Genomic DNA, 14,073 nt, shown 5'->3' with positions numbered 1-14,073 from the left:
CCCTGGCGTGCGGGCCGGCCCCGGCGCCGCGGACGAAGGGTAGGCGCGGCCTTGAGCATCCTGGGCGGGTCCGTCCTCACGGCGATGACCGAAGGCCTGCGGGGCCGGGATCTGCCGTCGCTGCGCACCGCCCTGGAGACCGAGCTGGGCCTGCCCATCGGCGGATCCGACGACGCCGAGACGTTCCTGGACCGGTGCGCCCGCATCCCGGGTGCCCTGCACGCGCTGGGCGATCGGCTCGACGAGGACTTCCGCAGACAGCTGCGCGCCGTACCGGTACCGCTGCTGCTGCCCGCGGAACGACGGCGCCTGCTGGCGCTGACCGCCCAGGCCGCCCACCTGCCCGTCGCCGGCCCGTATCGCGCGGCCGTCGGCCCGGCCGGACCCGATCGGCCCGTCGGCGGGACGGCCTCCGATCTCCTGCCGCACCTCGAGGGCCTGCTGCGCCCGCCCGAACAGCCGCCGCCGCTGCTCGCGTTCGTCGCCGCGCTCGCCGCCGAGGCCGGGGCGGGGCTGCGCGCCGAGCTGCGGGCCTGGCTGGAGGAGCACCTCGCGCGCACCGGCGCCCCGGCCGACTGGCTGGCCGCGCTCACCCCGGGCGCCGGCCGCGCCTCCCGGACCATCCTCGTGCTGCGCATCGAGCGCGACCGGCTCGAGGAGGGCTTCCTGGTCTGGGCCTGGGTCCAGGGCGAGGACGGCGCGCCGGGCATCGCGCTCGCCGCCGCCGAGACCGTCATCGCCGAGGCGGACCTGCCGGCCGAGGTCGACCGCCGGCTCGCGACCGTCCTGGCCGCGCACGCCTCCGACGCCAACGAGCTGGCCGTCGAGTGCATCCTGCCCAAGGCGCTCGGCAACCTCCCGGTCGACCAGTGGCCCGTCGGACCCGCGTTCGGCGCCGAGCCGCTGCCGCTCGGCGCGCGGCACTCGGTCGTGCTGCGCTCGTGGGAGCGGGCCGCCGACCCGGCGCTGCGGGCGAACTGGAGCCGCAAGTCCAAGCGGCTGCGCGCGCACGGCCACCTCAGCGACCCGAAGGCCGTCTTCTTCCTCGACCGGCCCGAGCCCGCCCTCGCGGCCCTGGGCGCGCAGCTCGCCGAGGAGCCGCGGATCTGCTTCATGCAGGAGTTCCCGCCGGGCGAGGAGCCCGGCCTGGCCGCCGACGAGCTCGGCGTGGCGCTGACGATGGGCCTGCCGGTCGCGGTCTGGTGCCGGCCGGGCTACGACCCGCGGGCGGCCGGGCGACTGGACGAGATCCTCGAGGTGTCCAGCGTCGCCGAGATTCCTGGTCTGGTACTGCGCCTGCGCCGCGAGGCCGCCCGCGCCCCGGGCACCGAATCCCGTCCGGGCACCCATCTCGCGCTGCTGTGGGACGAGTCCGGCCGCCGCCCCGAGGATCCTGCGCTGCGCTGGCGCCCGCCCGGCGAAGCGGGGGAGCGGCGATGAACCTCGACGCGCTGCGCCCGCTGGCCGCGCTCGGCCTCGACGAGCTCGCGCTGCTGGTCGACACGGGAGCGTCCCTGACGCTGTGGGAGCCGGTCCTGGCCGAGCTGCGCGCCGCGCTCGACGGCCTCGGCGGCCCGCCCGTCGCCGAGTGGACGCTCGAGCCCGGCCTGGAGCTGCCGCCCGCCCGGCGCGTCACGCTCGTCGTCACCGACGGCGTCGGCCCGGCCTGGGACGGCGCGCTGGCCCCGCTGCTGGAGCGCCTCGGCCGGGCCGGCCCGACCGCGATCCTGCAACTCCTGCCCGCCCGCATGTGGCCCCGCGCCCGCGCCGCGGTGCACCGCGTCCGGCTGAGCGCGCCCGGCCCGGCCGCCGCCAACGCCGGCCTGCGGGCCGAGGTGTCCGACCGCCGGTTCGATCCGGCCCACGCCGGCGTCGCGATCCCGGTCCTGGAGCTTGCCCCGCGCTGGCTCGGGCCCTGGGCCGCGCTCGTCGCCGGGGCGCCGGAGACGGTGCCGGGCGTCGCGCTGTTCACCGGGCGGCTCGGTGCGGAGCCCGCCGACGCCGAGCCGGCGCGCGGCCCCGAGCGGCGGGTCCGGGCCTTCCGCGCCGCGGCCTCGCCGACCGCGTACCGCCTCGCCGCCCGCCTCGCCGCCGCCCCGCTCACCGTGCCCGTCATGCGCCTGGTGCAGCAGGAGCGGCTGGGGCGGGCGCGGCCGGAGCACCTGGCCGAGGTGTTCCTGAGCGGCCTGCTCGTGGCCCGGGACGGCTACGACTTCCGGCCCGGCGTGCGGGAGGCCCTGCTGCCGGCGCTGGAGGGCGCCGAGGCGTTGGCGGTGGTACGGCTCGTGGCCGATCACCTCGGCCCGGCCGACCTGGACGCGGCCGTCGTCGCCGGCGACCCCCGGCCCCTGGCGGCCCTGGGCCCGGCGTTCACCGAGGCGGCCGCCCCGGTGCTGCGCGCGCTCGGCGGCGCCCACGCGGAGCTGGCCGAGCGGCTGCGGCGCCCGGCCGTTGCCGATGCGGCCGCGGCGGACACGGCGGCGGCGAGTTCTGGCCTTCTGGCCGGAGGTGGCGACGCCGACGGTGACGGCAGGGTGACCGAGATCGATGTGGTGGCGCAGTTCGCCGATGCGGCGGCCGAGCGGTGGGACGGTGCGACGGGTGCGGCGACGGCGGCGGGGGAGCGGGACGTGCACGTGAAGACACCGCAGCAGGTGCGCAACGCGGTGCCGCCGCGCAACTCCGGCTTCGTCGGCCGCGACGCGGTGCTCGACGAGATCGGGCGCAAGCTCGACACCGGCCTCGTCGCGCTGCTGCCCGACGCCCGGCACTCCCTCGGCGGCACGGGCAAGACCCAGCTGGCGCTGGAGTACACGCATCGGTACGCGGGGGAGTACGACCTGGTCTGGTGGGTGCCGGCCGAGCAGGTCGCGCCGATGCGGGTGGCCCTGGCCGGGCTCGCGCGGGCCCTGAAGATCCGCGAGAGCGGCGACCTCAACCGGACGCTGCAACTGCTGCGCGAGACACTCGAGCGCGGGTCGCAGTACCATCGCTGGCTCTTGATCTTCGACAACGCGAGCCGTCCGGAGGACATCGAGCCCTATCTGCCCCGCGGCACCGGCCACGTGCTCGTGACGTCCCGCAACCCGCGCTGGGCCGAGATGGGCCACGTGATCGAGGTCGGCGCGTTCACGCGGGCGGAGAGCGTGCTGCTGCTGCGGCGCCGCACGCCGGCGATCAGCGGCTCGCAGGCGCACACGCTCGCCGCGCGCCTCGGCGACGTGCCCATGGCGATGGAGCAGGCCGCGGCGACCCAGCACGCGACCGGCTGGGCGGCGACGGAGTACCTCGACCGGTACGACGTGCTGCGCCGCGACATGGGGGGCACGACGGAGCGGCCGGAGTACCCCAGCCCGATCGTGGTCACGTGGAACCTCGCCTACGCCGAGCTCGCCGAGCGCAACCCCGGCGCCGCCCGGCTGCTGGACGTGTGCGCGTTCCTGGCCGGCGAGCCGGTGTCGTGGAACGTGCTGTGGGAGAGCCGCGGCGCCGGGCTGCCCGCCCCGCTGGGCGCCCTCGTGCGCGTGGAGAAGGCCCTGCGCACGGCGCTGCGGGAGCTCGCCCAGTTCGGGCTGGCGCAGGTCGACCCGGCACTGCAGTCGGTGCAGGTGCACCGGCTCGGACAGCTGCTGCTGCTGGAGCGGCTGGGGGTCAAGGAGTACCCGATCTACCAGCAGGCCGCGCACGACGTGCTCACCGCGGCCGACCCGGCGATCCCGGACGACCCGTCGAGCTGGCCGCGCTACGAGGAGCTCAGCGCGCACCTGCTCTACTCGGACCTGCTGGCCGGCGGGACCGACGAGTCCCGCCAGCTCATGCTGCACTACGTGCGCTTCCTGTTCGTGCGCGGCGACCATGACAGCAGCCGTACCGTGGCCCAGCACGCGTACGACCGCTGGCGTCTCGCCCTGACCGACGAGCACGAGGACACCCTCGCGGCCGCCTACCACCTCGCCAACGCCATGCGTGCGGGCGGCGACGCGGCCGAGGCGGCCAAGCTCAACCAGCAGACGCTGGCCACCCTGCGCAATGTCTTCGGCGACGACGACGAGAGCACGCTGATGACCGCCAACAGCGTCGGGGCGGACCTGCGCCTGCGCGGCGAGTTCGTGGCGGCGCGCAACGTCGACCTGGACAACCTCGACCGTTACCGCCGGCTCTTCGGCGAGGCCTACCCGCGCACCCTGCGCTGCGCCAACAACCTCGCGGTGGACATGCGCCTGCTGGGCGACTTCCGCCAGGCGCGCATCATCGACGAGCAGACCCTCATGCACCGCCGCCGCGTGCTGCCCCACCCGCACCCGGAGACGCTGTGGTCGCTCGTCAGCCTGGCGCACAACCGCTTCGGCCTGGGCGAGCACGAGGTCGCGATCGAGATCCTCACCGAGGCCCTCCCGGTGCACGCCGAGGCGTTCGGGGAGGACCACCCGGGCGTGCTCACCGGGATGCGGTACCTCGCGATGGCCCTGCGCCGCGCCGGCGTCTATCCCCGGGCGCGCAAGGAGGCCGAGGCGACGATGGCGCTGTGGCTCGAGAAATTCGGCGACCACAGCGCCGACTCCCTCTCCGCCGTCCTCACCTACGCCAACTGCGTCCGCGCGAGCGGCGAGTTCGCGGCCGCGCGCACGGCGGCGCAGCAGGCGGCCGACGGCTTCGCCGCGATCCTCGGCGAGAAGCACCCGTTCACCCACGCGGCCCAGGCCGCGCTCGCCGCCGCCCTGCGCGCCGAGGGCGACCCCTCTGCGGCGGCGGAGCTGGACCGGCACGCGCTCGTGGGCCTCGCTCACTCCGTCGGGGCCGAGCATCCGTTCTCCGTCGCCTGCGCCATCGGCTATGCCTCCGACCTTGCCCAGTCCGGGCAGACGGCCGGGGCCGTGATCGCCTCGAAGGACACGGTCCGCGTGGCGCAGTCCGCTTTTGGGGCCCAGCATCCGGCGCTGCTGGTCGCGGGCTTCAATCACGCGCTCGATCTGCGCGCGGCGCATCCTGCCGGGGAGGATCGGGGGAGTGTGGCGGCGGCGGCTGAGGCGTTGCGGCGGCGGCTTGGTGATACGCATCCGGCTACGCAGACGGCCTTTGCCGGGCGGCGGCTCGAGTTCGATATCGAGCTGCCGGCGACCTGAGTTCGGTTGGTCGCGAAATATCCGGCTCGTTCCTCACCAGATATTTCGGATTTTTCGCCTGCGGGGCGATAAATCCGTTTCGCGGGCATTTTCTGGTCTGACGTTCGGCTCGTGAACCGATCGGGCCGCTCGATCCGATGAGGTTGGTGAGGGCCGCGGTCGGCGACTCGGCGGACGGATCGGGGGCGCTTCGGCGCGGCGCGGTGGGTGGGCGGCGGCGGTCTCGGCGGTGAGGGCCCGGCGGCCGCGGCTGGGAGTGCGGCGGGTATGGCGTCGGCGGGTGGCGCGGAGGTTGGCGGTGGCCTCCGTGCTGTGGTGGGCCGGGCGGGTGCGGGCGTGGCTTGGACGGGCGGCGTGGTGGTCGACGGCGGGGCGGGTGGCAGCGGCCTCCGTGCTGCCGATGTGGGCGATCCGGTGGGCGGGCGGCGGCCTCGGTGCGATGCCAGGGCCCGGGTGCTGGGGCTGCGGCGGGCGTGGCTTGGGCGGGTGGCGCGGTGGTTGACGGCGAGGCGGGTGGCGGTGCTTTCCGGGCGCTGCGGGGGTGGAGCGGGCGGCGGCCCTGGGCGTGGTGCGGTGATGCGGGCCGGCTGCTGGCACGGGCGGCGGAAGGCGGTCGGAGGTCTGGTGCCAGGGGTCGGGCGACGGCGTGCACGGGCTGATGGGTGGCGAGGGCGGTCGGATCGCGGCGGCGCGGGACCGTTGTTGGGGTGGCGGGCCGGTGGCTGGTGTGGGCGTGGCGCAGCAAGGCGGGCCGGCGGCTGGTGTGGGCGTGGTGCGCTGAGTGGGCGGAGCTCCGGTACGGGTCAGGCGACGGCGTGCTCGGCCCGATGGGCGGCCAGAGCCGCCAGCGCCCGTTGCCGCGGGATCGCGGAGACGCGGTCCGGCAGCCAGGAGTCGAGCCGTGCCCGCATGCCGTCGACCAAGCGGCGGCCGGCCGGCCCCAGGGCGTCCGACGTGTGCAGGGTCTCCAGGGTCTCGGCCACGGCCACCCGCCAGCGGGTGAACTCGAAGGCGGCGGTGTCGTCGGCGGTGCGGGAGTACTCGGTGCGCCAGAAGTCCGCGATGGCGAGATGGGCATAGCAACCGTGCAGCAGGGCGCCCGGCGGGCGTGGGTCGGTGCGCCACGGGGCGTAGTAGCGGCGGGCCGGCGGGTCCGGGCGCAGCATGTCGTGGAAGAGCAGCAGGGCGTTGAGCTTGCCGTGCTGCTGCTCGTGCACCAGGCCCGCCGCCAGGCGGCGCGGGTCCGGCGGGCGGGCCAGCGCCGCGGCGCCGAACGCGTCGCGGGACGTGGCGCTGCGGCCCGCCGCGGACAGCGGGACCACCGAGGTCAGGCAGCGGGACATGGACCGGAGGTGCCAGGGGTGGTGGGCGGCCAGCAGTGCGCCCGCCGCGGCCGTGTCCGCTCGCCACCGCTCGGCCTCGTCGGGCGGGAGGCGGTCCGTGAGCGGCAGGTCGTAGACGCCGCGGTAGGGGTCCAGGTCGTCCAGGTACAGCCGCAGGGGGCCCGCCTCCAGGCGCAGCAGCGGCAGCCAGGCCGACGCCTTGGCGACCGACAGGCCGGACGGCGAGACGGTCACCGTGGCCGGGCCGTCGACCAGGGCCGTGCCCCGCGCCGGGATCGACAGGCGGCCGTTCGGGGCGGGGGCGGTCCAGGTGGCGTCCAGGCCCGCGGCCAGCGCCGCGGCCGCCGCGACGCCGTGCAGGTGGTCGAGGTCCGCAGGAGTCGCGGGGCCGGTCAGGCAGTGGATGGCCCACGCGCCGACCTGGGGGTGGCCGAGGACCGCCCTCGTGGCCGCGGGGTTCTGGGCGTCGGCGGCGGCCAGGACGTGCGCGGCCTCGGGGGCCCGGTCGCGCGCGGCGTGGGCGACCTCGCGGACCAGCAGGACGTGCTTGGTGATCTGGCCCGCGCGCAGGGTGTCCAGGACCCGTTCGCCGCCGCGGCCGGTGGCGAGTTCGTCCAGGTCCTCGGGGCCGATGACCAGGGCGCGCGCTCCTGGCGAGGGGGTGGGGGTGTTCAGGGCTCGGCCCGGTCAGATGCTCGAATTGAAGCCGGCGACGGTTTCGTGGGGCTCGTCGACCTCGCCCAGCACGCGGCGGATCGTGTGAGCCAGGACACCGTTGCCCAGGGCGGCCAGGCGGGCCGGATCACGAAACGCATTCAGGACCGGTCCGTCACGCAGCGCATCCAGGTCGGGTAAGCCGGGCTCGAACCCGCTGTCCGGATTGCCCGAAAGGTCGGTCAATGTCGCGTGCAGCCGGTCCGGAGTGTCCGTTTTGCTACCATCCCGCACAAGGCCTGCCTTCACTGGGCGTCACCTATGTCTATCATCCACGACGCCCTTCCGCCCGCCCGCGGTTGGCGTCGCGGCCCGGGAATTCTGCATGAACGGGCCGTACGCGGCAATCGACGTGCGTCGCCGCGGACGGCACGTGCAAAAAATAGTTGGTGGCCGGAAAGGTTTCGCAGGCGACCACCGGAATTCGCCCGGCGGAGGCAATGCGGGGGCCCTGGGGCCCGTTCGGATCAGAAGTCGCCCTCGGCCACCTGGAAGAGATCAGAAGTCGCCCTCGGCCACCTGGAAGACCGTCAGGCCCAGTGCGCGCCACATCCGCACGACCTGCTGGCGGTCGTCGAACACGCCGATCACGTGGTACCGGCTGCGAATCTCCTGCTCGAAGATCTCCGCCTTCACGATCGAGTCGCGGCGCTGGTCGCCGAACCGGCGCATGAACAGCCCGCGGTAGGGCACGCCCACGTGCTCGGCGAGCCACGCCTCGGTGTCGGCGCGGCAGTCGTCGCTGCGGCCCGAGCAGAACACGATCTCGTGCCCGGCGGCGTGCATGGCCCGGACCGCGGCGATCACGGGCTCGTTGGGGAGGTCCTCGCCGACGCGGGACATGTCGTACGGGCTGCGGCCGTTGAACAGCGCCACGGTGCCGTCGATGTCCACGAGCACCGTGCGCGGCGCGTCCGGCGGCGGCTCGTAGGCGACGCCCACGGTCTCGTCGAGCACCGGCAGGGGCAGCGGCAGCGACCGGCCGGCGAGGTACCGCTGATGCATCGACCGGATCACGGCCTCTCCGACGTGCCCCTCGCCCGTGCGCAGGGCGTCGCGGCGGACGCACTCCTCCACGGGCACGTCGGTGAAGTCGCGGACGGTGAAGTGCGCCTTGCACTTCGCGGCCAGCTCGGCGAACTCGCGCACCACGCGGCCGCGCAGGTTCGTGTCGTCGCAGACCACGTCGGCGCCCCCGCGCAGCAGCGCCTCGACGGCGGCGTGGTGCGCCTCCGTGACCTGGCGCTCGGCCCGGCCGCGCCGCTCGTCGTCGGCCACGCGGCCGCCGTGCATCATGCGGCGCAGGTCGTCGCGGTTGATCCGCACGAGGTGTTCCTGCTGCTTGGCCCAGGTGGTCTTGCCCGACGCGGGCAGGCCGCGGGTGATCGTGAGCGTCGCCATCTACTCGGCCTTCCCGTCGTCCTCGGTGGCGCTGACTGTAGGGCGTACCTGCTGCCACAGCAGAGCCCCGTAGTCCTTGTCGTCCAGGCGCAGGAACAGGCACCCGCGCCGAGGGCTGCGGGCCACGGCGAACGCGAAGTCCTTGCGCGTCCAGCCCTCGGGCAGGACCGCCACGACCTGTGCGTACTCCTGCTCGACGGCCTTGGTCAGCTCCGCCACCGAGGCCGTGAGCCCGGCCGCGACGTCGCTCGCCCACGCGTGGAACTCGTCCGGCAGCGGCTCGAGCAGTTCGTCGAGCCGGCCGGCGAGCATCGCCTCCCACACGACCCGAGGGTTGAGGCCGGTGACGATCCGGTGCAGCCGCACGTACTCGGTGTACTTGATCTTCACCCGGGTGTCGGGGCCTGTGAAGTGCACCACGAGCCCCTCCCGGTTGTCGCGGGGCGGGGCGGCGAGGGCCTCGGCCAGGGTGCGGTACGAGAACGACTCCACCACCGGCCCGGGCCACCCCGGCACCGCGTCCGGGCCGTGGCTGCGGCCGGTCGCGATGTCCACGGCGCCGAGCAGCACCAGGTCGTCGAGGCCGTCGTAGTCCAGCACGATCCGGTTGGCGGGGTAGATGATCTCGAACAGCACCGTCAGGCCCGCGGGCGGCTCGAAGCGGCCGGCGTACCGTGCCCGGAACACCGCCGTCGCGTGCCGCGCCTGCTCGGAGTCGAACGAGCCGCGGGTCGCCAGGGCCCAGCCGTCCGGCGTCGGGAAGAGCACGCCCAGCGAGCCGTCGGCCTTGTCCGTCACCGCGACGGGGCCCTCGAGGTCGAGCTCCGGGGCGCCCGGCTGGCCGTGGTTGAAGAACTTCGTGAACGGCCGCGCCAGCACCTGCCCGTCGCGAGCCACGACGAGGCCGCGGCACGCGAGGGTGGCCGCGTTCCACACGTTCTCGTACTGCGTCTTCTCCGTGTAGTTGTGGATCAGCAGCGGCAGCGAGGGGTGGGTCTGGGTGCGGATGTACCCGCCGCCGACCATGTCGGCCAGCAGCTTCGGGTCGCAGAGTTCATCGATGTGGAGGCCCATAGCGCGGTACAGCGTAGGCGCGGCGCGCCACCGCTCGCGACGGGAATACGGCCAGGGTGTGGCGCGTTGTGCGGGGCGGTCAAAGAGCTGTGCGGACGACATGGCAGACTTGACCGACGGCCAACTCAGGTTCCGGTTCACGTCCATGTGGCGACCCGGCGACCGACTGATCGAAAGGACCACGGCCATGAAGCCGGACATTCACCCGCAGTACGTGACCACCGAGGTCACCTGCTCCTGCGGCAACTCCTTCACCACCCGCAGCACCGCCAAGGGCGGGCAGATCCACGTGGAGACGTGCTCGGTCTGCCACCCGTTCTACACGGGCAAGCAGCGCGTGCTCGACACCGCTGGGCGGGTCGCGAAGTTCCAGCAGAAGTACGCGAAGGTCCAGGCCCAGAAGGCCGGCAAGTAGCTGCGCTTCCGGCGCCCGTCCACGACCCCGCAAGGGTTGTGGACGGGCGCCGTCTTCGTGTTGAGGGACCCCGACCACGCTGGAGAGGACTGGAGAGGACATGACCGCCGACACCCGGCTCGCCACGCTGTTGGCGGAGTACCAGGAGATCGAGCAGAAGCTCGCCGACCCGAGCATCCACGCCGACCAGGCGCTGGCCCGCAAGACCGGCCGCCGGTTCGCGGAGCTCTCGCCGATCGCGAAGACCGCCGGCGAGCTCGAACAGGCCCGGGAGGACCTCACGGCCGCGCGCGAGCTCGCGAGCGAGGACGCGGCGTTCGCGGCCGAGGCCGACGAGCTGCAGGAGCGCATCCCGCTCATCGAGGAGCGCCTCGCCGAGCTGCTCGCCCCGCGCGACCCCAACGACGCCAAGGACGTGATCCTCGAGGTCAAGGCCGGCGAGGGCGGCGAGGAGTCGGCGCTGTTCGCGGGTGACCTGCTGCGGATGTACCAGCGCTACGCCGAGCGGCACGGCTGGGTCACCGAGGTGCTCGACTCCCAGGAGTCCGACCTCGGCGGCTTCAAGGACGTCGCCATCGCGATCAAGACCCGCGGCATCCCCGACGGCGGCAACGGCGTCTGGTCGCGGCTCAAGTGGGAGGGCGGCGTGCACCGCGTCCAGCGCGTGCCGGCCACCGAGTCGCAGGGCCGCATCCACACCTCCGCGGCCGGCGTGCTGGTCACCCCCGAAGCGGAGGAGGCCGGCGACGTCGAGATCGACCAGAACGACCTGCGCATCGACGTGTTCCGCTCGTCCGGGCCGGGTGGCCAGAGCGTCAACACGACCGACTCGGCGGTGCGGATCACCCACCTGCCGACCGGGATCGTGGTCTCCTGCCAGAACGAGCGCTCCCAGCTGCAGAACAAGGACCGCGCGATGCGGATGCTGCACGCCAAGCTCGTCGCCCTGGCCGAGGAGCAGGCGGCGGCCGCGGCCGGGGACGCGCGGCGCTCCCAGGTCCGCACGGTCGACCGGTCGGAGCGCATCCGGACGTACAACTTCCCGCAGAATCGGATTTCCGACCACCGGATCGGTTACACCGCGTACAACCTCGACCTGGCGCTCAGCGGGGACCTCGACAGCGTGCTGGATGCCCTGGCCGAGGCCGACCGCAAGGCGCGGCTCGCGGGAGAGGACCAGCTCAGCCGAGGGTGACGGGGGTCTAACGCCGACGTCACATTGCGGAAACGGTGCAGGGGCACCCTGGTCTCGGGTAGCGTTCCACGCGAAACCGGGCCGCACCCAGCGTGATCGCCGACACATCCGGAGGGCTGCTATGCCGTCGCCATCGACGCCAGTCGACATCTCCGCGGCTCCGCGGGCCGTGGTGAGCACCGCCGCCGACCTCATTTACCGGGTCGGGCGTTCGGTGCTGGGCGCCGACAAGGTCCCGACGGCGAAGGCGAACGCGTGGGCGGCCGTGTGCGCCGACCAGGAGCGCGCCCGCATCCGGGAAGAGAACGCCCGAATCGTGCTCGCCCGCTGAGCCGAATCACCCAGGACGGAACGCTCAGGACGCCGCGCGGGGGCGCGGCGTCTTAGCGCGCAGCATCGCGTGGTCGGCCGCCTCGAAGGCCTCCGACACGCTCTGGAAGTCCTCGCCGGAGAGCCCGGCCCAGCCGATCGTGACGCCCACCGGCGTGCCCGGGACCAGCGACTGCCAGTCCTCGCCGGCGATCGCGCTCTCGATGCGCCGTGAGATCTCCCGCGCCTCGCCCGGCGAGGTGGTCGGCAGCACCACCACGAACTCGTCGCCGCCGTAGCGGGCCACGAAGTCGCCCTTGCGCATGACGCGGTTGAGCACCCCAGCCACCCGCTGCAGCACCAGGTCGCCCGACAGGTGGCCGTGCACCGTGTTCACCTGCTTGAACCCGTCCAGGTCGCAGACGCCGAGGGCCGCATGGCCGCCCGCCCCCACGAGCTTGGTGATGTGCTCCTCCAGGTAGCGGCGGTTCGGCAGGCCGGTCAGCGGGTCGGTCTGTGCCTCGCCCCGGTGGAAGTCGACCTTGCGGACCAGGTCCTCGTGGTCCAGCAGCGCCGCGACCCCGTCGACGAACAAATCGCGCAGCAGGTCGAGCTGGGTGTTGGCGGCCCGGTAGGCGATGCGGTCCGCGTGGTAGGCCGAGCGGTAGTCGCCCGCCCCGAGGTGCGCCAGGGCGCGCAGCCGCAGCAGCTCGGCCGGGCCGAGGGAGTCGTCGCTGACCCGGGCCGTCTCCAGCCGGGCCACCGCCTCGATCGGGCGGCGCTCGGAGATCGCCTGGCACACGGCGCCGAGCGTGCGGAAGTCCTGCGCGCGCGTGGACAGGCCGGCCGACTCCAGCAGCGGCCACGGGTCGATCGCGGGGGCGGAGGCGCCGAGGGTGCACAGCCGTACGGCCGCATAGCCCATCGCACCCCGGGCCACCGGACGCAGCCGGTCCACCTCGTCGTCGCGGACGCGGCGCTCGAGGTCCGTGGCGATGTCGCGCAGGATGCGCAGGCAGCCCTCGCTGTCGCCGCGATGGTCGAGGTCCACGGCGAGGCGCAGGCGGATCTGCGGCGCGGCGAAGTCGGTGCTCGCCGTCGGCACGCCGGCCTCGACCGCGACCGCGCGGGCCCGGTCCATGGCCGAGAGCGCGTGGCCGTGGAAGCCGGTGTACGAGTACGCCATCGCGAGGTTGTGCCAGCCCCACGCCGTGGACTCGTCCATCAGCTCGACCGCGCCGAGCGCCCGGGAGCCGTGCACGAGGGCGCGCACGCAGTGGTCGAGCGAGCCGGCGCTCAGGGCCACGATCGCGGCCAGGGCCTGCAGCTCGCCGTACTGCCCCGGGTCCTGCAGATGCCGGGCGGCCGCCAGCCCGGCGTCCAGCGCCGCGGCGTACTCCTCCGACCGCCCCAGGTTGATCAGCGTGATGAGCCGCAGCTTGAGCGCCTCGACCCGCTCGGCCGGGGCCTGGTCGCCCTCGAGCACCCGCTCCACGACCGTGAGCGCCTCGCCGAGGCGATCGTCGAAGATGAGCCGCCGCGCGCGCGTCAGCTCAGCCGTGCGGTCGCCCACCGCCATCCGAACCCCCTCCAGCGCGCCTCATGATTATGGGGTGCACCGACTCGAAGATGACACGCCGGAACGAGAGTTGCCCACGCTTTCACAGCTGATCACGGCGGCGACCGCGACCCTGGCACAAGCCGGCGTGGCCTCGCCCCGCGTCGACGCCGAGCTGCTGGCCGCCCACGTGCTCGGCGTGCCCCGCTCCCGCCTGCTCACCGCCGCCGTCACCGGCCCGCAGGCCGCGGAGCTGGAGCGGCTGGTGGCCCGCCGCGCCGCGCGCGAGCCGTTGCAGCACCTGACCGGCACCGCGCCCTTCTACGGGCTGGAGCTCGCCGTCGGCCCGGGCGTGTTCATCCCGCGGTTCGAGACCGAGCTGCTGGTGGAGTGGGCGCTCAAGCAGCCGGCCCGGCGCGTCGTCGACCTGTGCTCCGGCTCGGGGGCGATCGCCGTGGCCTTCGCCACCCGGCGCCCCGAGGCGGAGGTGCACTGCGTCGAGCGCTCCGAGCGGGCGCTGCCCTGGCTGCGGGAGAACGTCGCCCGCCTGGCCCCGGCGGTCCGGGTCGTCGAGGCCGATGTGTCCGACGGATCGGTTCTTTCCGATTTATCCGGTACCGTCGATCTGCTGCTGTGCAACCCGCCCTACGTCCCCGAGGCGACCCCGGTCGACGTCGAGGTGGCCGAGCACGACCCGCACGACGCGGTCTTCGCCGGCGACGACGGCCTGGCCCTCATGCCGGCGATCGCCCGCACGGCGGCCCGGCTTCTGCGGCCCGGCGGCCGGCTGGCCATCGAGCACGACGACACCCAGGGCGAGTCGCTGCCGGAGCTGCTGCGCGGCACCGGCCTGTTCACCGGCGTCGAGGACCACCGCGACCTGGCCGGCCGTCCCCGGTTCGTCACCGCGAACCGGGGCGACCGGCACCTCGACTGAGCGC

The 14,073-nt window shown here is 74.3% G+C and carries 11 protein-coding genes; 6 read left to right on the top strand and 5 right to left on the bottom strand.

All coding sequences use genetic code 11. From position 1 onward, the window contains the following. The first annotated feature begins 51 nt into the window (after positions 1 to 51). Both ABT369_RS27775 and fxsT read left to right on the top strand, forming a co-directional pair. Positions 52 to 1,440, top strand: a complete 1,389-nt coding sequence (locus tag ABT369_RS27775) for a VMAP-C domain-containing protein (protein WP_350616236.1) — start codon at positions 52 to 54, stop codon at positions 1,438 to 1,440. Then, complete coding sequence (fxsT, locus tag ABT369_RS27770; RefSeq protein WP_350616234.1) at positions 1,437 to 5,123, top strand: FxSxx-COOH system tetratricopeptide repeat protein; 3,687 nt, start codon at positions 1,437 to 1,439, stop codon at positions 5,121 to 5,123. The genes ABT369_RS27775 and fxsT overlap by 4 nt, the downstream gene beginning before the upstream one ends. A gap of 803 nt (positions 5,124 to 5,926) precedes the next feature. On the opposite strand, the gene ABT369_RS27765 is transcribed toward fxsT, so the two are convergent. The 4 genes from ABT369_RS27765 to ABT369_RS27750 form a co-directional block, all read right to left on the bottom strand. Then, positions 5,927 to 6,700 (bottom strand): aKG-HExxH-type peptide beta-hydroxylase, encoded by a 774-nt coding sequence (locus ABT369_RS27765; RefSeq protein WP_350616232.1) that lies wholly within the window; start codon positions 6,698 to 6,700, stop codon positions 5,927 to 5,929. A 453-nt stretch (positions 6,701 to 7,153) separates the two neighbouring features. Beyond that, entirely contained in the window at positions 7,154 to 7,414 is a 261-nt protein-coding gene (gene fxsA / locus ABT369_RS27760) for an FxSxx-COOH cyclophane-containing RiPP peptide (RefSeq protein WP_350616428.1), read from the bottom strand. Positions 7,415 to 7,678: 264 nt separating this feature from the next. Then, on the bottom strand, positions 7,679 to 8,581 hold the full coding sequence (locus tag ABT369_RS27755; protein ID WP_350616230.1) for a phosphatase domain-containing protein: 903 nt from the start codon (positions 8,579 to 8,581) through the stop codon (positions 7,679 to 7,681). Continuing rightward, positions 8,582 to 9,655 (bottom strand): RNA ligase, encoded by a 1,074-nt coding sequence (locus ABT369_RS27750; RefSeq protein WP_350616228.1) that lies wholly within the window; start codon positions 9,653 to 9,655, stop codon positions 8,582 to 8,584. Between the two features lie 187 nt (positions 9,656 to 9,842). On the opposite strand from ABT369_RS27750, the gene rpmE reads away from it, so the two are divergent. The 3 genes from rpmE to ABT369_RS27735 all read left to right on the top strand — a co-directional run bounded on the left by rpmE (position 9,843) and on the right by ABT369_RS27735 (position 11,596). Continuing rightward, on the top strand, positions 9,843 to 10,070 hold the full coding sequence (gene rpmE / locus ABT369_RS27745) for a 50S ribosomal protein L31 (RefSeq protein ID WP_350616226.1): 228 nt from the start codon (positions 9,843 to 9,845) through the stop codon (positions 10,068 to 10,070). A gap of 100 nt (positions 10,071 to 10,170) precedes the next feature. Then, positions 10,171 to 11,265 (top strand): peptide chain release factor 1, encoded by a 1,095-nt coding sequence (gene prfA / locus ABT369_RS27740; RefSeq protein ID WP_350616224.1) that lies wholly within the window; start codon positions 10,171 to 10,173, stop codon positions 11,263 to 11,265. Positions 11,266 to 11,386: 121 nt separating this feature from the next. Beyond that, positions 11,387 to 11,596, top strand: a complete 210-nt coding sequence (locus tag ABT369_RS27735) for a hypothetical protein (RefSeq protein WP_350616223.1) — start codon at positions 11,387 to 11,389, stop codon at positions 11,594 to 11,596. Between the two features lie 24 nt (positions 11,597 to 11,620). On the opposite strand, the gene ABT369_RS27730 is transcribed toward ABT369_RS27735, so the two are convergent. Continuing rightward, positions 11,621 to 13,153: a GGDEF domain-containing protein gene (locus ABT369_RS27730; RefSeq protein ID WP_350616221.1), complete on the bottom strand. Its 1,533-nt coding sequence runs from the start codon at positions 13,151 to 13,153 to the stop codon at positions 11,621 to 11,623. A 34-nt stretch (positions 13,154 to 13,187) separates the two neighbouring features. Here ABT369_RS27730 and prmC point away from each other — a divergent pair, with 34 nt between their 5' ends. Further along, positions 13,188 to 14,069 (top strand): peptide chain release factor N(5)-glutamine methyltransferase, encoded by an 882-nt coding sequence (prmC, locus tag ABT369_RS27725; protein ID WP_350616219.1) that lies wholly within the window; start codon positions 13,188 to 13,190, stop codon positions 14,067 to 14,069. Positions 14,070 to 14,073 lie beyond the last annotated feature (4 nt).

Source organism: Dactylosporangium sp. NPDC000244 (assembly GCF_040300725.1).
GTDB lineage: Bacteria > Actinomycetota > Actinomycetes > Mycobacteriales > Micromonosporaceae > Dactylosporangium.
This window is presented reverse-complemented; position numbering and strand designations above follow the sequence as displayed.

What these genes read in the sequence shown, in the direction of transcription:
- fxsT (WP_350616234.1), top strand. Translation starts at nt 1,437, where the DNA reads ATGAACCTCGACGCGCTGCGCCCGCTGGCCGCGCTCGGCCTCGACGAG.
- ABT369_RS27750 (WP_350616228.1), bottom strand. Translation starts at nt 9,655, where the DNA reads ATGGGCCTCCACATCGATGAACTCTGCGACCCGAAGCTGCTGGCCGAC.
- rpmE (WP_350616226.1), top strand. Translation starts at nt 9,843, where the DNA reads ATGAAGCCGGACATTCACCCGCAGTACGTGACCACCGAGGTCACCTGC.
- ABT369_RS27735 (WP_350616223.1), top strand. Translation starts at nt 11,387, where the DNA reads ATGCCGTCGCCATCGACGCCAGTCGACATCTCCGCGGCTCCGCGGGCC.
- ABT369_RS27755 (WP_350616230.1), bottom strand. Translation starts at nt 8,581, where the DNA reads ATGGCGACGCTCACGATCACCCGCGGCCTGCCCGCGTCGGGCAAGACC.
- prfA (WP_350616224.1), top strand. Translation starts at nt 10,171, where the DNA reads ATGACCGCCGACACCCGGCTCGCCACGCTGTTGGCGGAGTACCAGGAG.
- ABT369_RS27730 (WP_350616221.1), bottom strand. Translation starts at nt 13,153, where the DNA reads ATGGCGGTGGGCGACCGCACGGCTGAGCTGACGCGCGCGCGGCGGCTC.